Raw genomic sequence first — 15,998 nt, 5'->3', positions numbered from 1 at the left:
GTTCTCCACCGTCACCCGCGAGTGGGTGTTCCCACGAGCTGCCTGAAGCGGGGGTGCACGCACACGAAGCCGAACACCCCGGCCATGATCACTGTGCCCAGAATAACGGGGAGCGGGTGCCAGATTCCGTAGAGCGCGGTGCTCACGGTGGGTGCAACGACAAAGGTGAGTCCGTTCGTGGCACCGATGAGCCCGGCGAGGGCGCCCTGTTCGTCGCGGCGCATCAGGAGCGACGGGCCGGCCGAGTACCCAGGCATCGCAACCCCCAGGCCGAGACCGATCAGGAGCATCGCAGCGGCCAGCGCCACGGCACCGACGTTCGGAATGAGGATCAGGAACCCCGCGACAGCCCCCGCGGTTCCCACCCGCAGGAGACGCGTGGGTGCCCAGCCGCTGCGCGGCACGATCACGGCCTGGGCGACGACCATGCCGGCGCCGGCGGCAAGCAGCACGCCGCCGGTCGCAAGCCCGGTGCGCGCCGCATCGAGTCCGAAGCGGTCTTGCACGATGAAGCCCGCGATCACCTGGATGCACCCGAGCGCGGTCATCATGCCGAACCCAGTGAGGAGGAACGGCCACACGCGGGGGTCGGTGACGCGGACGCGGGGCGGATCGGCGATGCGTTCGTGTCGGGGCTCACGCCGCAGCCCGAACGCCACGATCCCGAGTCCGATCACGAGCAGCGCCGGGACGACGATGAGTGGCGTGAGGAGCCCGAATCCCGCGAGGGCACCGCCGACGACCGCGCCCGCCATCATCGCGACGCCTTGGACGGCGCCCACACCCGCCATTCCCTTCACGCGGGCCGCTTCACCCGGCGTCACGTCCGCGATATAGGCCTGTGCGGTGGGTGGGATCGCCGCGATCGCAGTGCCGAACCCGATCCCGCGGAGAAGGACGAAGAGCGCGAACAGAGCGGTCCCGGTCAGGGCGCCGCGCATGCCCGCGGCCGCCGTCACTGCGAAGCCCGTCATCGTCACTGCGGCGAGGGCGAGGGCGGCGACGAGCACGGCTCTGCGCCCCCAGGACTGCGAGCGTCTCCCCCACAACTGGCTGGTGGCGACCACCATGACGGCCGCGGTGCTGATCGTCACGCCCACCTGCCACTCCGCGAGCCCCACCTCCCGCGCGAGCGGTGCGATGATCGGGTTGAGCGTCATCTGCGCGAGGTACGCGAGGAATACCGCGGACAGCAGGAGCGGGATCTGTGGGCGGGGCGTTGCAGGGCTGCGGTGCATGGATCTCCGGAGGCTCGACATGATGCCCGCGCGGCGGGCCGGAAACACCGTAACACATTAATGGGTGCACACCCCCATTAATTGCGCACGCACGCCGCTCCGCCGCGCGTGCGCCACCTGGTCAGGACATGACCACGGTCTGATCAGGGGGTGATCAGGGAATGTGAGTAGCTTTGCACCCATCGCGCACGCATCGCCCTGCGCGATCGAACGTGTGACTCACTTCATGGACGTGAACCTCTGAGGACTTCCCATGGACTCATCTCAGGAGGACATCTATGTCTGCAATTGTTCGCCGGATCATCTACGTCGTGAGCTACGAAGCGCTCGCGATCCTGTTCATCACGCTCGGACTGCTCGCTCTCGGTCATGGCGGCGGAGGCTCCGGCCTGGTCGCGGTGGCATCTTCCACGGTCGCGCTGATGTGGAACTTCGTCTGCACCTCGCTGTTCGAGGCGTGGGAGAAGCGCCAGGCGTCGCAGACCCGCACGGTGCCGCGCCGGATCGCCCACGCGCTGGGTTTTGAGGGCGGCCTCGTGGTGTTTCTCATCCCCGTGCTCTCGTGGATCCTCGGGATCTCGCTGCTGGACGCCTTCGTCTTGGAGCTCGGCATCCTCGCGTTCTTCTTCGTCTACACCTTCGTGTTTGCGTGGGCATTCGACCTGGTGCTGCCGCCGGCGAGTGCCTCGGGGCGAAGCGGCGTTGGCGAGGGGGCGTAACGCCAGGCTCCCCCACGCTCCCACCCCAACAATGACCGTCGTGCGATTCCGTGGCGCGGCGGCAGCGTGCGCACGCAGCGGCCTCGCGTACTCCTCCGGAGATCTTGCGTACAGTGCGTTCCTACGCTCAGGTGGCATTGACTCTGGCGCTCAGTCGGCACCAGCGCATACGGTGGCGTCATGAGCAGAACAGATCGCGCGAGTCTCCTGATCCACCTGGACGCGGCGGAGGTGTTCGCGGCGCTCACGAGTTCTGACGCGCTGGCGGCCTGGCTTCCACCACAGGGGATGCGTGGTCACTTCGAGCGGTTCGACATGCGCGAGGGCGGCTCGTTCCGCCTCGTGCTCAGCTACGAGGACACCTCGGGCGCCCCAGGCAAGACCTCGGACGCCTCCGACGTGGCGGAGGTGCGCATCGCGGAGCTCGTGCCGGGAGAGCGCGTGGTGCAGGAGGTGGATTTCGAGTCGGAGGACCCGGCGTTTCACGGCACGATGCGGATGGAGTGGACGCTTCGCCGCACCGAGGATGGCACCGACGTCGAGGTGGTCGCGCGCAACGTTCCCGCCGGGGTCCGCGCGCGCGATCACGCCGCGGGGCTCACGTCCTCGCTCGCGAATCTTGCCGCGTATCTCGAGCCGTAGCCCCTGGGCAGGATCGCAGCACGGAAGCCCCGCGCGCGCGGGCGCGGGAGACCCAGCAGAACACCGCCGGGCCGCCCCGCGAGCGCCGCGAACTAGGAGACGAGCTCCTTCACCAGCGCGGAGGCCGCGCGGGAGTCAAAGTTCTCGAAACGGGTCTTCAGCTCAGCCATGACGACGCCGATGGCGCGGCCACCCTGGCCTGCGAGGCCCTGCTCCGCGATGATCTGCTCGACCGCAGCGCGGATCTCTGCCTCTGAGGTTTCGGCCGGGAGGAATGCGCGCAACGCATCGGCCTCGAGGCGCTCGGCGCGAGCACGCTCGGCTTCGTTAGCCTCGTCGTAAATCGCGGCGCTCTGCTCGCGCTTCGCGACCTCCTTCTTCACGATGGCGAGCTGCTCGGCATCGTCAAGCTCGCGGCGTTCCTTGCCCGCGGTTTCGGCCTCTCCCAGAGCACCGAGGGCGCCACGGATCGCGAGCAGGCGGCGGTCGGCGACTTCGCGCGCTTCGCCCGTGGCGGCCGCGCGCTCCTTCATCGCGGTCGGCTGTGCAGTCTCGAGCTCGGTCTTGATACCCATCGGGTGCCCTTCGTCGGTGGTCGTGCGTGCTCGGGCCTCCGCGGGCCACGCATCGGGTGCGATGCACCGTACACGAAATGCTACGGCACGGCGCTCCGGAACTCAGGTGCGGCGTGTTCGGATTTGGTGTCGGATCAGCCTGCCGCACACTCGACGCGGGCGCGCGCCGCGCCCCGGAGCCGCGCCATGCGTTCGGCGGCGTCCGCGAGCTGATCCCGTGCCTGACGACTCAGCGCGCCCCACGGGGCGAAGGTCACGTCGAGCCGACGCCCCCGGAGCCTGGCGCGCCAGCTCGCCACCGCGATCCCGTCGCGCAACGCCACCCCGGGCGCGCCGACCGTCCGCCACACCTCGGCGTGGCGCTCCCGCGGCACGATCACCTCGCGATCCGGCTGGCGCAGATACGGGTCGCTCGGCGGCAGCAGGCGCACCCCCTCGGCACCATCCGACAGTGCTCCCGACACCGGCCCCGACGCAGCCCCGGGCGCCGCCCGCGTTAGCGCTGGCACATCCGTGGCCAGGAGCCACCGCTCCCCGGCCTCGGTGCGCACGGGCGCGAGCTCGTCCGCGCAGAGCCCCCACCAGGATTCCGCGTCGCGGGATCCGACACCCACCCAATCCGCGAAGTCCGCGCGGGTCGCGGGACCGGAGCAGCGCAGGTAGCGGCGCAGCAACTCCGCACGCGCGAGCGCCGGATCACCCTGCGGGAGTTCGGCCCCGAGGAACTCGCGCACCAGCACGAACTGTGCCCGGGCTTCGGTGCGCGGCGCGATGCAGATGAGCCCCCGCAGCGCGAGCAGCCGCACCACGAAGTGGACCACGGCCTCGCCCTGCGATTGCCCCGGCGCGTGCGGCCCCTCCTCGCTCCAGAAGGCGCGCTGTGCGGCGCTGAGGCGCGGTTCGACCCGCGGCGCGAGCGCCGTCCCCAACTCGTGGATGTCGAGCTGCCGCCCGGCGAGCACCGCGGGCAGTTCGGCGGCCAACCGATCGGTCATCTCGGTCAGCGTGATGCCGAGCGTGTCGAGCGCCGGCACCACCCCGGGCAAGAATCGCCGCGCCGCGTCCTCGCTGGGTGGCCGCACTCCGCTCGTGAACAGCGCGGCATCCGCGGTGGGAAAGATATAGGGCGCGCCGCGCAGGCTCCACGTCTGCAGCAGCGAGCGCTCATTCGCGAGGGCATGCTCGAGGTGCGCGATGCTCGTGTCCTCCACGCGGGCGCCGAGCGCGAGGAGCGCGGCACCCGGCGGACTGTTCTGCACGCCGCAGCGGCTCGCGGCGTCGAGCATCGCGGTTTCGGGAGGCCGCTCACCCCCGTCCCGATCCAGTCCGTGCCCGCGCAGCCGGAACGCCCGGATCTGCTCGACACTCACACGCACCCGCATGTGGGCAGCCTATCCACCCGGCCCGCGTCCGGGGCACGGCGCCGCCCTCACACGCGAATGCGACGCGCGCCGGATCCGCTGTCTCCGAGTTCGTCGTCGGGGTTCAGGAGCCGGCACGCCTTCATGGACAGGCAGCCGCAGCCGATGCAGCCGGTGAGCTCACGCTCCAGCTCTTCGATCCCCTGGCGCCGCAGCTCGAGCGTGCGCTTCCACTTGCGGGAGGCGCGCTGCCAGTCCTCGTGGCTCGGTGGGGTTTCGAGCGGCACCCCCGAAAAGCTCTCCTGCACGTCGGCGAGCGGGATGCCGAGCCGCTTGGCGACCGAGATGAGCGCGACCCGGCGCAGCATGTACCGGGGGTAGCGGCGCTGGTTGCCGGCGGTGCGCCTGGACGCGATGAGCCCCAGCTCCTCGTAGTAGTGCAGCGCGGACACGGCGACGCCCGTGCGGCGGCTCATCTCCCCCACCGTGAGGAGTTCCTCGGGCACGTGCGCGCCCCCGAGGACCGGCTCGACCGCGTCTGACATGCGACTCCTTCCGCTTGACCTCAAGTGTACTTGAGGTTCTACGGTGGAGTCATGCACGTTTCCCCCACAGAGTCCCGATGACGTACGTTATTGCGCTCCCCTGCGTTGACCTAAAAGACCGCGCTTGCATCGACGAGTGCCCCGTGGACTGTATCTACGAGGGCGACCGGATGCTCTACATCCACCCGGACGAGTGCGTCGACTGCGGCGCCTGTGAACCCGTCTGCCCCGTCGAGGCCATCTACTACGAGGACGACCTCCCGAGCGAGTGGGCGGACTACTACACCGCCAACGTCGCCTTCTTCGATGAGATCGGCTCCCCCGGCGGTGCCGCGAAGGCCGGGGCGTACGACTTCGATCACCCGATCGTCGCCGCACTCCCGCCGCAGCTCAGCGAAGCTCACTAGCCGCGGGGCCCCGCCCCGATCCAGACCACCGCAACGCCACACCACGCGCCCCGCGATCCCGCGCCGCGCCCACCGAAAGGAATGCTGTCATGGCTGAATACACGCTCCCCGACCTGCCCTACGACTACGCCGCGCTCGCGCCGCACATTTCCGGCCGCATCATGGAACTGCATCACTCCAAGCACCACCAGGCTTACGTGACGGGCGCAAACACCGCACTGGCCCAGCTTGCCGAGGCCCGCGAGTCCGGCGACCTCCGCAACGTCAACAAGCTCGAGAAGGACCTCGCCTTCAACCTGGGCGGCCACATCAACCACAGCGTGTTCTGGGAGAACATGTCACCGAACGGCGGGGGCGAGCCCGAGGGCGATCTCGCGGAGGCGCTCGGCGCGAACTTCGGGTCGATCGACGCGTTCCGCGCCCACTTCGAAGCCACCGCTCTGGGGGTCCAGGGATCCGGTTGGTCGGTGCTGGCCTGGGATTCGGTGGGCGCGCGCCCGGTCGTGTTCCAGCTCTTCGATCAGCAGGGCAACGCGCCGCTCGGCGTCACCCCGCTGCTGCAGCTCGACGTGTGGGAACACGCCTACTACCTCGACTACCAGAACGTGCGCGCCGACTACGTGAAGGCGTTCTGGAACGTGGTCAACTGGGCCGATGTGCAGCGCCGCTTCACTGCCGCGCAGGCCCAGACCTCCGGGCTGATCGCGCCCGCGAAGTAGCGCCAGGCTGGGGGCCGCGGTCACCGCGGCTCCCAGCGCAGTACGCTGGGAGCGTCACCGAGGAGGCTCCCATGTACGTCAAGATCTGCGGACTGCGCACGCCCGAGTCCGCGCGGCACGCGGTACGCGCGGGGGCGGACGCGATCGGCGTGGTCATGAGCCCGCGCAGCCCCCGCCACGCGACGCCCGAGCAGGCGCGCGTGGTGCTCGCCGCGGCCCGCTCCGCACGCGCCGACGTCGATACGGTGCTCGTAGTGAATCGCATGGCCGCGGCGGAGGCCGCCGCGCTGGCCCGCGACCTCGGCTTCGACGTGCTGCAGCTCCACGGCCGATACCGCGCCGCCGACGTGCGGGCCGCGCAGGAACTGATCCCGCGGGTGTGGCGCGCCACCTCACTCACCGACGATCCTGCGCTCACCGCCGGCGCGTACGGCGAAGAACGCCTCCTGGTGGACGGCGCCGAGCCCGGCTCGGGCAGCACCTGGGACCTGAGCCAGCTCGATCCGGCGCGGCTGGGCACGGACTGGCTCCTCGCGGGCGGCCTCTCGCCCGAGAACGTGGCCGAGGCGATCGCGGCGGTGCGTCCGGGCGGCGTCGACGTGTCAAGCGGCGTCGAATCTGCCCCCGGCGAGAAGGACCTGGAGCGGATCACGCGGTTCATCGCGGCGGCGCGCCAGGGGCTCGCCCCGACCACATAGCGGAAGAAATTCCCGATCCCGGGTCTGATCCCGCCCGCGACTTTCGCGAACCGCGCAGAATTGACGCCGGTTCCGGCACTCGCCTCACTAGCGTGGCCTGAGGGGGCACGTCGATCCCGACCGCCCCGACTGCGTGAGGAACGGAGGCGGAGGCCATGCCCGAACCGCAACAGCCAGGCAAACGCACGCGCAAAATTACGCTGCCGACGCCACCGCCGCTGCCACACCCCGGCCTGATCCCCGGGATCGGCGTCGAGCAGACCGGGATGCGCTTCCCCACCAACTGGGTGGTGTTGATCGTGGCCCTGAGCCTCACGGTCGGTGTGATCGCGTGGGCGTTCATCGCCCCCGACATGCTCGCCGAGGTGGGGGCCACCTCCCTGGCCTGGGTCACCGAGAACTTCAGCTGGCTCTTCGGGGCGCTGGCCATCGCCGTCGCACTGTTCATGCTCGTCGTCGGCTACGGCCGTACGGGCGGCATCCGGTTGGGCGCGGACGACGAGGCCCCCGAGTTCTCCACCCCCTCGTGGATCTCCATGCTCTTTGCCGCCGGACTCGGCATCGGCCTCCTCTTCTATGGCCCGCTGGAGCCGCTCACCTACTTCCTGAACCCGCCGCCGGGGCTCAGCGAGGCCAGCGGCACCGCGGACGCCGCGCTCCCAGCGCTCGCCCAGACGATCCTGCACTGGGGACCGATCGCGTGGGCGTTTTACGCGCTCGTCGGCGGGGCCATCGCGTACAGCGCGTACCGCCGCGGCCGCGCCCCGCTCATTTCGGCCCTCTTCGAACCCGTTTTCCCCGGGGCCACGCACCGCGCGCTCGGCCGCACCATCGACATCTTCGCGATCATCGTGACGCTGTTCGGCACGGCCGTGTCGCTCGGAATCGGCGCGCTCCAGATCGAGAGCGGCTTCCGGATGGTCACGGGACTCGGACCACTGGGGAACACCTTCCTGGTGGGCGCGATCTCCGTGCTCACGGCGCTGTTCATCGCGTCCGCAGTGTCGGGCGTGAAGCGCGGGATCCGGCGCCTCTCGAATCTGAACATGGTGCTCACCGGCAGCCTCGGGCTCTTCGTCCTCGTGCTCGGCCCCACCGTGTTCCTCCTCAACTTCGTCCCCTCGTCGCTTGTGGAGTTCTTCCAGCAACTCCCGATGATGCTCGCCCGCAACCCGAATCAGGGGGCGCCCACGGCGGAGTTCCTCGCGTCATGGACCACCTACTACTGGGCGTGGTGGGTCTCCTGGACGCCGTTCGTGGGGATGTTCATCGCGAAGATCTCCCGCGGCCGCACGCTGCGCGAGTTCGTCACTACGGTGGTGCTCGTTCCCTCCGCCATCGTGATCGCCTGGTTCGTCGTGTACGGCGGCACCGCGATCTACATGAGCCTGAACGGGGTGAACCTGCAGACCGGCGATTCCGGCGAGGAGGTCCTCTTCCACCTGCTGCAGCGCCTCCCGCTCGGCATGCTGACCTCGGTGATCGCGATGATCGCGGTCGTCGTGTTCTTCGTGACCGCCGCCGACTCGGCCTCCATCGTGATGGCGTCGATGTCGCAGGCCGGCCGGCCGGAACCGTCGAAGTGGGTCACCATTATGTGGGGCCTCCTCCTCAGCCTCATCGCGATCTCACTGCTCCTGGCCGGCGGGCGCGGCACCCTCGGCGGGCTGCAATCCCTCATGGTCGTTTCCGCGCTGCCCTTCGCGTTTGTGGTGATCGGGATCATGATCGCGTGGGCGAAGGATCTCAAGACCGACCCCTACATCATCCGCCGCAAGTACGCACAGGCCGCGATCGCGCAGGGCGTGCGGCGCGGGATCGACGAGTACGGCGACGACTTCGTGTTCGGCACGAGCGAGGTCCCGGCGGACGAGGGCGCGGGTGCGGGCTTCGACAGCGCGGATCCGGTGCTCACCGAGTGGTACGTTGACGCGACCACCGGGCCGATCGAACAGGTCACCCCCGAGGACGTGCAGCGCACGCTTGAGCCAGGTCGGATCCAGCCCAAGGGTCCGGATCGCCCGGATCACGCCGCCTCCGGTGACGCTTCACTCACGGTCGGCGAGCGCGTGGATCACCTCCCGGAGGACCCAGAAGTCCCGCCGAAGGATGGGGCGTGATCAGGGAATGAACAAAAAGTTCGCAATTTTCAGGAGCGAACTGTAACCTGTTCGTTATCTTCAGCACGGCCGCACGACCGATGCTCCGCCAACCGAAAGTGTGCATGACCGACTCACCCACGGGCGAACGCAGCCCGTTCCCGTCCCGCAGATCACTTCGCGCGGTGCATTCCAGCACCCCTGAGGCGCGCCCCGAGGCCCCGGCGACCCCCGACGCCTCTGCCGCGTCGGCGGCCCCGGCCGCCTCCCAGGATCCGGCAGCCTCCCAGGATCCAGCACCCGCGCAGGATCCAGCACCCGCGCAGGATCCGGCACCGAGCCACCTGGTGAACGGTGCCGCGGAGTACGTCCGCGTGCCCGTGCGCGAGCACGTCCCCGCGGTGCCCTCCGAGGCGGCCACGACTCCGGCCGCGCCGCGCGCTCGGTGGTCCTTCCGCCGCCGCGTCGCCGGAGTGGTCGCGGCGGCGAGCGTGGGCGGCTTGTTCCTCTCCGCGGCGGTGCCGCTGCTGCAGGACAGCGAGGACACGCAGGTCGCCGCCGCACAGCAGCAGCTGTTCTCCGAGGTGTCTGCCGACGAGATCCCCGGAAGCCTCTCCGAGATCACGGCCGTCGACGTCGACAAGCCGATCCCGGGCAGCTACGCCTTCCGCGCGCGCTCCCTCGTGAACTATCCGTTCACGGAGACCGTGCTGCTGACTGACCCCTTCGGATACCGCACGGCACCCGTCGAGCAGTTCCACGACGCGCAGGACTTCGGCGCGGCCGCGGGCACCCCGATCCAGGCGATCGCCGACGGCAAGGTCCTCGAGGCAGGCTCCACCACCGATGGGTGCGGGTTCGGCCTCAAGCTCGAGCACGACATCGACGGCAAGACGGTCACGAGCCGCTACTGCCACATGCAGGACGCCTCCCACAGTTACCAGGTGGGTGACGAGATCAAGATGGGCGATCCGGCAGGCCGCGTCGGCGCGACCGGAATGGCCTTCGGCGCGCACCTGCATCTCGCGCTGCGCGTGGATGACGAGCCCGTCGATCCGATGCCGTTCCTCGCCAAGTACAGCCAGATGGATCGCGACGAGAAGGCCGTCGCTCCGACGACGACTCCCGTGCCGGTCCCCACGCCCGCTGCGGACTAGGCGCTTTCGCCACACGCATGAGGCCCACGCCACTCAGCTGAGTGGCGCGGGCCTCATGCGGCGCGAGGTGACCTCGCAGCCCCGCCGAGTTAAGCGCGGACGGCGCTCGTCGCCGCAGACCACTCGGCGAGCTTCGCCGCCCCGCGACCCGAATCAATGGCGGCCTCGGCGATGGTGAGCTTTTCCTGCAGCCGCTCGAGCAGCGCGCGCTCCACGCTCTCGGGATGCTTCGCGAGGTCATAGGCGACGAGGCCGGCGGCCGCGTTCAGGAGCACAATGTCGCGCACCGGGCCGCGCTCCCCCTGGAACACGCGGTGCACCACCTGCGAGTTCTCTTCGGGCGTGCCGCCCACGAGGTCCTGAATCTCGGCGCGCGCAATACCGAGCTCGCGCGGATCGATGTCGTGCTCGGTCAGGCCCCCACGGCTGACCTCCCACAGGCGCGAGTGGCCGGTGGTCGTGAGCTCGTCCAGCCCGTCATCGCCACGGAACACGAGCGCGGAGGCCCCACGGAGCCGGAACACGCCCACGAAGATCGGGACACGATCGATGTCGGCGACCCCGACCGCCGAGGCCTCGGGGCGGACCGGGTTGCACAGGGGCCCGAGGAAGTTGAAGACCGTGGGAATCCCCAGCTCGGCGCGGGCGGGTGCCACGTGCCGGAAGCCGGGGAGGAACCGGGCAGCGTGGACGAAGGCGATGCCCACGCGTTCGAAGGTCTCCTGGAGCTGTGCCGCGTCGAGTTCGAGCTCGACGCCGAGCGCGCTGAGCACATCGGAGGAGCCGGACTGGCTGCTCGCCGCCCGGTTTCCGTGCTTCACGACGGGAACGCCGGCCGCGGCGGCGGTGATGGACGCCATCGTCGACACGTTCACGGTGCCGAAGCGGTCGCCACCGGTGCCGACGATGTCCAGCGACATCGCCGGAAGCGCGAGCGGCATCGCCTCGGCGAGGATCGCGTCGCGGAATCCGATCACCTCGTCGACGGTGATCCCCTTCGCGTTGAGCGCGACCAGGAAGGCGCCGATCTGCGCACCGCTCGCCTCGCCCGTCATGAACCGGGACATCGCCCACTCGGCCTGAGACACACTCAGATTCTCCCGCTCGAGCAGGGTCGTGAGAACGGTCGGCCAGGTGCGCTCATCAATCATTACTCAAGTCTAGCGAGGAGCACGCCACGCGCGGGCGCCGCGACCCCCGGGCGGATTCCCGCGCGGCCGGCCGCGTGTCGCCACTCAAGAATGCCGAAAAAAGGACACCCAGAGCCGAAAAGCACGGCGTGCTGGCTTTGACCACCCCCGCGAAGCGGTAGGCTTGTCAGGAATCTCGCAGAAAGTTCGGCGCGCCGGTTACCAGTGAAAACGCACACCAAACTTTCAGCCATAATGGAGGGGTGACAACGACCACTATGAATACCAAGTCAGCCGTGCCGTCGGTCAAGCGACCGAACATCGTCGCCGTCGGCACGATCGTGTGGCTCGGCAGCGAGGTGATGTTCTTCGCCGGCCTGTTCGCGATTTACTTCACGCTGCGCGCGATGAACCCCGAGCTGTGGGCCGAGCAGACCGCGAAGCACAACTTCACCTTCGCCCTGATCAATACCTTGATCCTGGTCGCCTCATCCTTCACGGCTCAGGCCGGCGTCTTCGCCGCCGAGAACGGCCGTCCCCGTCGGAGCGGTGGCAAGTGGGGAACGGTGGAGTGGTTCTACCTCACCTTCTTCATGGGTGCCGTCTTCGTCTCGGGCCAGATCTACGAGTACGCGACCTTCGTCTCTGAGGGCATCACGCTCGGTTCCGATCCCTACGGTTCCGCCTTCTACATGACCACCGGCTTCCACGGAATTCACGTGGCGCTCGGCCTCGTGGCCTTCCTCCTCGTGATCGGTCGCCTCTACGCGGTCAAGAACTTCACGCACAAGGAAGAGACCACGGCGATCGTTGTGTCCTACTACTGGCACTTCGTCGACATCGTGTGGATCATCCTCTTCATCATCATCTACGTCCTCAAGTAGCGTCAGGAGTATCGACATCATGGCTCGCGCCAAGAAGAACGTCCGCAAGAGTGGCCGTCGCCACCCCCTTGCAACTGCCGCGCTGATCGCGGTCGGCCTGCTCGTCACGGGCGGCGCATACGCAGGCTTCAGCCAGACCTCCGCGACCGCGGAGATCGACCTCGAGGCCCCCGCGACCATCGAGGCCGGCGAGAAGCTGTTCGGTGCCAACTGCGCCACCTGTCACGGTGCCGCTGCGCAGGGCACTCCTGACGGCCCCACCCTGATCGGTGTCGGCGCGGCGTCGGTGGACTTCCAGGTCAGCACCGGCCGTATGCCCCTCGCCTTCCAGGGCCCGCAGGGCATGGTGAAGCCGACGCAGTTCACCGACGAGCAGACGCTGCAGATGGCGGCCTACGTGGCCTCGCTCGCGCCGGGACCCGGGCTCCCCGAGTCCCAGTACCTCCAGGCAGACAGCGACGACGAGGGCATTGCGCGCGGCGGGGATCTCTTCCGCATCAACTGCGCCATGTGCCACAACGTCTCCGCCGCCGGTGGCGCGCTGACGCAGGGCAAGTTCGCTCCGAAGCTGGGCGGCGTTGCACCGAACCACATCTACGAGGCAATGGTCACCGGGCCGCAGAACATGCCCGTCTTCAGCGACGCGAACATCTCGCCGCAGGAGAAGGCCGACATCATCTCGTACCTCAAGTACATCGAAGAGAAGCCCGCGATCGGCGGTGTGGCTCTCGGGTCCATCGGTCCCGTGGCTGAGGGCCTCTTCATCTGGGTGATCGGACTGGGCGCCATTATCGGCCTCACCGTCTGGGTCACGGCGAAGTCGAACTAGCGCTCGACAGCGCACAACGTTCATGAGTCAGGAGTCAAGGAGCAACATGGCAGAGGAAGCGAAAAACAGCGGCGGCACGGGTGCCGTTGTTGCCGCCCAGAGCCACAGCTCGGCTGAAGCTGCGGGTGGTACCGCGGTCATCGCGGCCGACGCTGTGCAGAATCCGGGCCTTCCGCCGCACCGCAAGCGCGTCACGGATCTGGACCCGAAGAAGGCGAAGAGTGCGGAGCGCACCGTCTACACCCTCTTCTACATCTCGATCGCCGGCAGCCTCGGTGCGGTACTCGCGTACATGTTCTTCCCGATCGAGTCGGGCGACCCGATGGCGATCCGGTTGCACACGCTGTTCGTGGGTCTGGGCATGGCGCTGGGCCTGCTCGCGGTCGGAATCGGTGCCGTCCACTGGGGCAAGGCCCTGATGGCGGACCACGAGTCCATCGACATGCGTCACCCCGTCCCCAGCGACGAGGAGACGCGCGAGGCGTCCGCTGAGATCTTCAAGGTCGCCGACGAAGAGTCCGGGTTCTCCCGCCGCTCGCTCGTGCGCAACAGCCTCATCGGCGCGCTGATCGCCTTCCCGCTGCCCGGCATCACCCTCCTGCGCGGCCTCGCCCCGCAGGATCGCGATCCGGTGCAGATGCTGAAGCACACCATGTGGACGAAGGGTGTGCGCCTGGCGCGCGACCCCTCCGGTGTGCCGATCAAGGCGAGCGACGTCACCATCGGTTCGGCGTTCCACGTCATCCCCGAAACGCTCACGCACGAGCAGTTCTCCGAGATGACGCTCGACGAGCGCGGCGGAAGCGACAACTTCCTCGACGCGAAGGCCAAGGCCATCGTGCTCCTCATGCGCCTGGACCAGGCCGAGCTCAAGGAGCTCCCCGAGCGCGAGAGCTGGTCGTACGACGGCATCGTCGCGTACTCGAAGGTCTGCACCCACGTCGGCTGCCCCGTCGCCCTGTACGAGCAGCACACGCACCACCTGCTGTGCCCCTGCCACCAGTCGCAGTTCGACGTGTCGGAGCACGCGAAGGTCGTCTTTGGCCCCGCCAAGCGCCCCCTTCCGCAGCTGCCCATCACCGTGGATGACGAGGGCTACCTCGTCGCCCAGAGTGATTTCCATGAACCTGTCGGCCCGAGCTACTGGGAGCGCCTCAAGTGAGCAGCACCGTAACCGAAGCGCCCGCGCGGAACGGCTCCAGCCGTTTCACTGCCGCTGCGGCGAACTATATCGATGAGCGCACGAAGATCGGCGTCGCGGTCAAGGAGTTCGGCCGTAAGGTCTTCCCTGACCACTGGTCGTTCCTCCTCGGCGAGGTCGCGCTCTACAGCTTCGTTGTCATCCTGCTGTCGGGTACGTTCCTGACGCTGTTCTTCCAGGCAACGATGATCGAGACCGTCTACACCGGCCCCTACGTGCCGATGAAGGGCGTCGAGATGTCCGGCGCGATGGCGTCGACTCTCGATATCTCGTTCTCGGTCCGCGGTGGTCTGCTCATGCGCCACGTGCACCACTGGGCGGCACTGCTCTTCGTCGCATCCATCGGCCTGCACATGCTCCGGATCTTCTTCACGGGTGCATTCCGCAAGCCGCGCGAGCTCAACTGGATGATCGGCTTCGTCCTGTTCGTCCTCGCAATGGCTGAGGGCTTCACCGGCTACTCGCTCCCCGATGACGTGCTCTCCGGCAACGGCCTCCGCATCATCGACGGCATCATCAAGGCGATCCCCGTGATCGGCACCTACCTCTCGTACTTCTTCTTCGGAGGCGAGTTCCCGGGTACCGACATCGTTGGCCGCTTGTACATGCTGCACATCATGCTGCTGCCTGCCCTGGTGATCCTCTTCGTGGCACTGCACCTCGCGTTTGTGGTCATCCACAAGCACGCGCAGTACCCCGGCCCGGGCAAGACCCAGCAGAACGTTGTTGGCTTCCCGATCCTCCCCGTGTACGCGGCGAAGGCCGGTGGCTTCTTCTTCATCGTGTTCGGCGTGATCGTGCTGATCGCCTCCATCGTGGGCATCAACCCGATCTGGGCGTACGGCCCGTACGATCCCTCCCCCGTGTCCGCCGGTACCCAGCCTGACTGGTACATCGGCTTCGCGGACGGCATGCTGCGTCTGGTGCCGCCGGGGCTCGAGACCGAGTGGTTCGGCTACACCTGGTCCTGGAACATGCTCCTGCCGCTGATCATCATCGGCATCTTCCTGGTCGCCGTTGCCGCCTACCCCTTCATTGAGGCGTGGGTCACCGGAGACAAGCGCGAGCACCACCTGCTGGACCGCCCCCGCAACGCACCGACCCGTACCGCGATCGGTGCCGCCGGTGTGACGTTCTACGCGGTGATGTGGGCCGGAGCAAGCTCCGACCTCATGGCCACCCACTTCCAGCTCTCCATGGAAGGCGTGATCCACGCACTCCAGGCGCTCCTGATTCTGGGCCCGATCGTCGCGTACATCGTGACGAAGCGCATCTGCCTCGCGCTCCAGAAGAAGGACCGCAGCATCGCCCTCCACGGCTACGAGTCCGGCCGCATCGTCCGGATGCCCGGCGGCGAGTTCGTCGAGGTGCACAAGCCGCTCGACGAGTACGAGAAGTGGGAGCTCGTGAGCTACCACGACTACGCTCCGCTCATGCTCCGCCCGAACGACGACGGTCGTATCCCGTTCTCCGAGCGCCTGCGTGCTGGCTTCAGCCGCTGGTTCTTCGAGGATCGGATCGTTCCCCCGTCGCAGGGTGAGATCGAACAGAGCAAGCACGAGGGCCACTAACCCTCCGCTTCCCCGCTGGCCCCCACAGGATTCGTCCTGTGGGGGCCAGCGTCGTTTCGGCCGCGTTCGCGCAGTCGTTGGCGAGCTCGGGCGACAGCCCGCGACCCTCCGCGGCCTCGGGTAGGCGGAGGCCCCGGAGCATCCTGCGCGCCATGCCCTCACCCAGCCACGCCACCCGCGGCCCGGTCCCGCACCCCACGCGGTTCTCGCGCAAGGAGACCCG

Annotated in this window: 16 protein-coding genes; 11 read left to right on the top strand and 5 right to left on the bottom strand. The window is 68.4% G+C overall.

From position 1 onward, the window contains the following. Nucleotides 1-11: 11 nt before the first annotated feature. Nucleotides 12-1,238 (bottom strand): MFS transporter, encoded by a 1,227-nt coding sequence (locus D3230_RS08155; RefSeq protein WP_202344557.1) that lies wholly within the window; start codon nucleotides 1,236-1,238, stop codon nucleotides 12-14. A 278-nt stretch (nucleotides 1,239-1,516) separates the two neighbouring features. Here D3230_RS08155 and D3230_RS08150 point away from each other — a divergent pair, with 278 nt between their 5' ends. Beyond that, nucleotides 1,517-1,957 (top strand): PACE efflux transporter, encoded by a 441-nt coding sequence (locus D3230_RS08150; RefSeq protein WP_202344556.1) that lies wholly within the window; start codon nucleotides 1,517-1,519, stop codon nucleotides 1,955-1,957. 180 nt (nucleotides 1,958-2,137) lie between these two features. Beyond that, complete coding sequence (locus D3230_RS08145) at nucleotides 2,138-2,599, top strand: SRPBCC domain-containing protein (RefSeq protein WP_202344555.1); 462 nt, start codon at nucleotides 2,138-2,140, stop codon at nucleotides 2,597-2,599. Between the two features lie 92 nt (nucleotides 2,600-2,691). Here the strand turns inward: D3230_RS08145 and D3230_RS08140 are convergent, their stop codons facing one another. The 3 genes from D3230_RS08140 to soxR all read right to left on the bottom strand — a co-directional run bounded on the left by D3230_RS08140 (nucleotide 2,692) and on the right by soxR (nucleotide 5,080). Further along, on the bottom strand, nucleotides 2,692-3,174 hold the full coding sequence (locus D3230_RS08140) for a GatB/YqeY domain-containing protein (RefSeq protein ID WP_202344554.1): 483 nt from the start codon (nucleotides 3,172-3,174) through the stop codon (nucleotides 2,692-2,694). A 134-nt stretch (nucleotides 3,175-3,308) separates the two neighbouring features. Then, nucleotides 3,309-4,556, bottom strand: a complete 1,248-nt coding sequence (locus tag D3230_RS08135) for a DNA glycosylase AlkZ-like family protein (protein WP_202344553.1) — start codon at nucleotides 4,554-4,556, stop codon at nucleotides 3,309-3,311. A 47-nt stretch (nucleotides 4,557-4,603) separates the two neighbouring features. Next, nucleotides 4,604-5,080: a redox-sensitive transcriptional activator SoxR gene (gene soxR, locus D3230_RS08130; RefSeq protein ID WP_202344552.1), complete on the bottom strand. Its 477-nt coding sequence runs from the start codon at nucleotides 5,078-5,080 to the stop codon at nucleotides 4,604-4,606. Nucleotides 5,081-5,157: 77 nt separating this feature from the next. On the opposite strand from soxR, the gene fdxA reads away from it, so the two are divergent. The 5 genes from fdxA to D3230_RS08105 all read left to right on the top strand — a co-directional run bounded on the left by fdxA (nucleotide 5,158) and on the right by D3230_RS08105 (nucleotide 10,160). Further along, on the top strand, nucleotides 5,158-5,487 hold the full coding sequence (gene fdxA / locus D3230_RS08125) for a ferredoxin (protein ID WP_202344551.1): 330 nt from the start codon (nucleotides 5,158-5,160) through the stop codon (nucleotides 5,485-5,487). A gap of 89 nt (nucleotides 5,488-5,576) precedes the next feature. After that, nucleotides 5,577-6,206, top strand: coding sequence for a superoxide dismutase (locus D3230_RS08120; protein WP_202344550.1), 630 nt, complete (start codon nucleotides 5,577-5,579; stop codon nucleotides 6,204-6,206). 71 nt (nucleotides 6,207-6,277) lie between these two features. Then, nucleotides 6,278-6,904 (top strand): phosphoribosylanthranilate isomerase, encoded by a 627-nt coding sequence (locus D3230_RS08115; RefSeq protein WP_202344549.1) that lies wholly within the window; start codon nucleotides 6,278-6,280, stop codon nucleotides 6,902-6,904. Nucleotides 6,905-7,059: 155 nt separating this feature from the next. Beyond that, complete coding sequence (locus D3230_RS08110) at nucleotides 7,060-9,024, top strand: BCCT family transporter (protein ID WP_202344548.1); 1,965 nt, start codon at nucleotides 7,060-7,062, stop codon at nucleotides 9,022-9,024. Between the two features lie 104 nt (nucleotides 9,025-9,128). Beyond that, a complete protein-coding gene (locus D3230_RS08105; RefSeq protein ID WP_202344547.1) occupies nucleotides 9,129-10,160 on the top strand; it encodes a M23 family metallopeptidase in 1,032 nt (343 codons plus the stop codon). Between the two features lie 89 nt (nucleotides 10,161-10,249). On the opposite strand, the gene trpD is transcribed toward D3230_RS08105, so the two are convergent. Beyond that, entirely contained in the window at nucleotides 10,250-11,311 is a 1,062-nt protein-coding gene (gene trpD / locus D3230_RS08100; RefSeq protein ID WP_202344546.1) for an anthranilate phosphoribosyltransferase, read from the bottom strand. Nucleotides 11,312-11,568: 257 nt separating this feature from the next. Here trpD and ctaE point away from each other — a divergent pair, with 257 nt between their 5' ends. From ctaE to qcrB, 4 genes are read left to right on the top strand one after another with little or no spacing between them, the layout of a single operon-like run. Further along, nucleotides 11,569-12,174, top strand: a complete 606-nt coding sequence (gene ctaE, locus D3230_RS08095; RefSeq protein ID WP_202344853.1) for an aa3-type cytochrome oxidase subunit III — start codon at nucleotides 11,569-11,571, stop codon at nucleotides 12,172-12,174. A 19-nt stretch (nucleotides 12,175-12,193) separates the two neighbouring features. Continuing rightward, on the top strand, nucleotides 12,194-13,003 hold the full coding sequence (gene qcrC, locus D3230_RS08090; RefSeq protein WP_202344545.1) for a cytochrome bc1 complex diheme cytochrome c subunit: 810 nt from the start codon (nucleotides 12,194-12,196) through the stop codon (nucleotides 13,001-13,003). Nucleotides 13,004-13,049: 46 nt separating this feature from the next. After that, nucleotides 13,050-14,165: a cytochrome bc1 complex Rieske iron-sulfur subunit gene (qcrA, locus tag D3230_RS08085; RefSeq protein WP_202344544.1), complete on the top strand. Its 1,116-nt coding sequence runs from the start codon at nucleotides 13,050-13,052 to the stop codon at nucleotides 14,163-14,165. Next, nucleotides 14,162-15,775: a cytochrome bc1 complex cytochrome b subunit gene (gene qcrB / locus D3230_RS08080; RefSeq protein WP_202344543.1), complete on the top strand. Its 1,614-nt coding sequence runs from the start codon at nucleotides 14,162-14,164 to the stop codon at nucleotides 15,773-15,775. The genes qcrA and qcrB overlap by 4 nt, the downstream gene beginning before the upstream one ends. Nucleotides 15,776-15,998: the final 223 nt, after the last annotated feature.

The organism is Leucobacter chromiireducens subsp. solipictus (assembly GCF_016758195.1).
Taxonomy (GTDB): domain Bacteria; phylum Actinomycetota; class Actinomycetes; order Actinomycetales; family Microbacteriaceae; genus Leucobacter; species Leucobacter solipictus.
The sequence above is the reverse complement of the archived record's forward strand: the minus strand, read 5'-3'. Positions and strand labels throughout refer to the sequence as shown.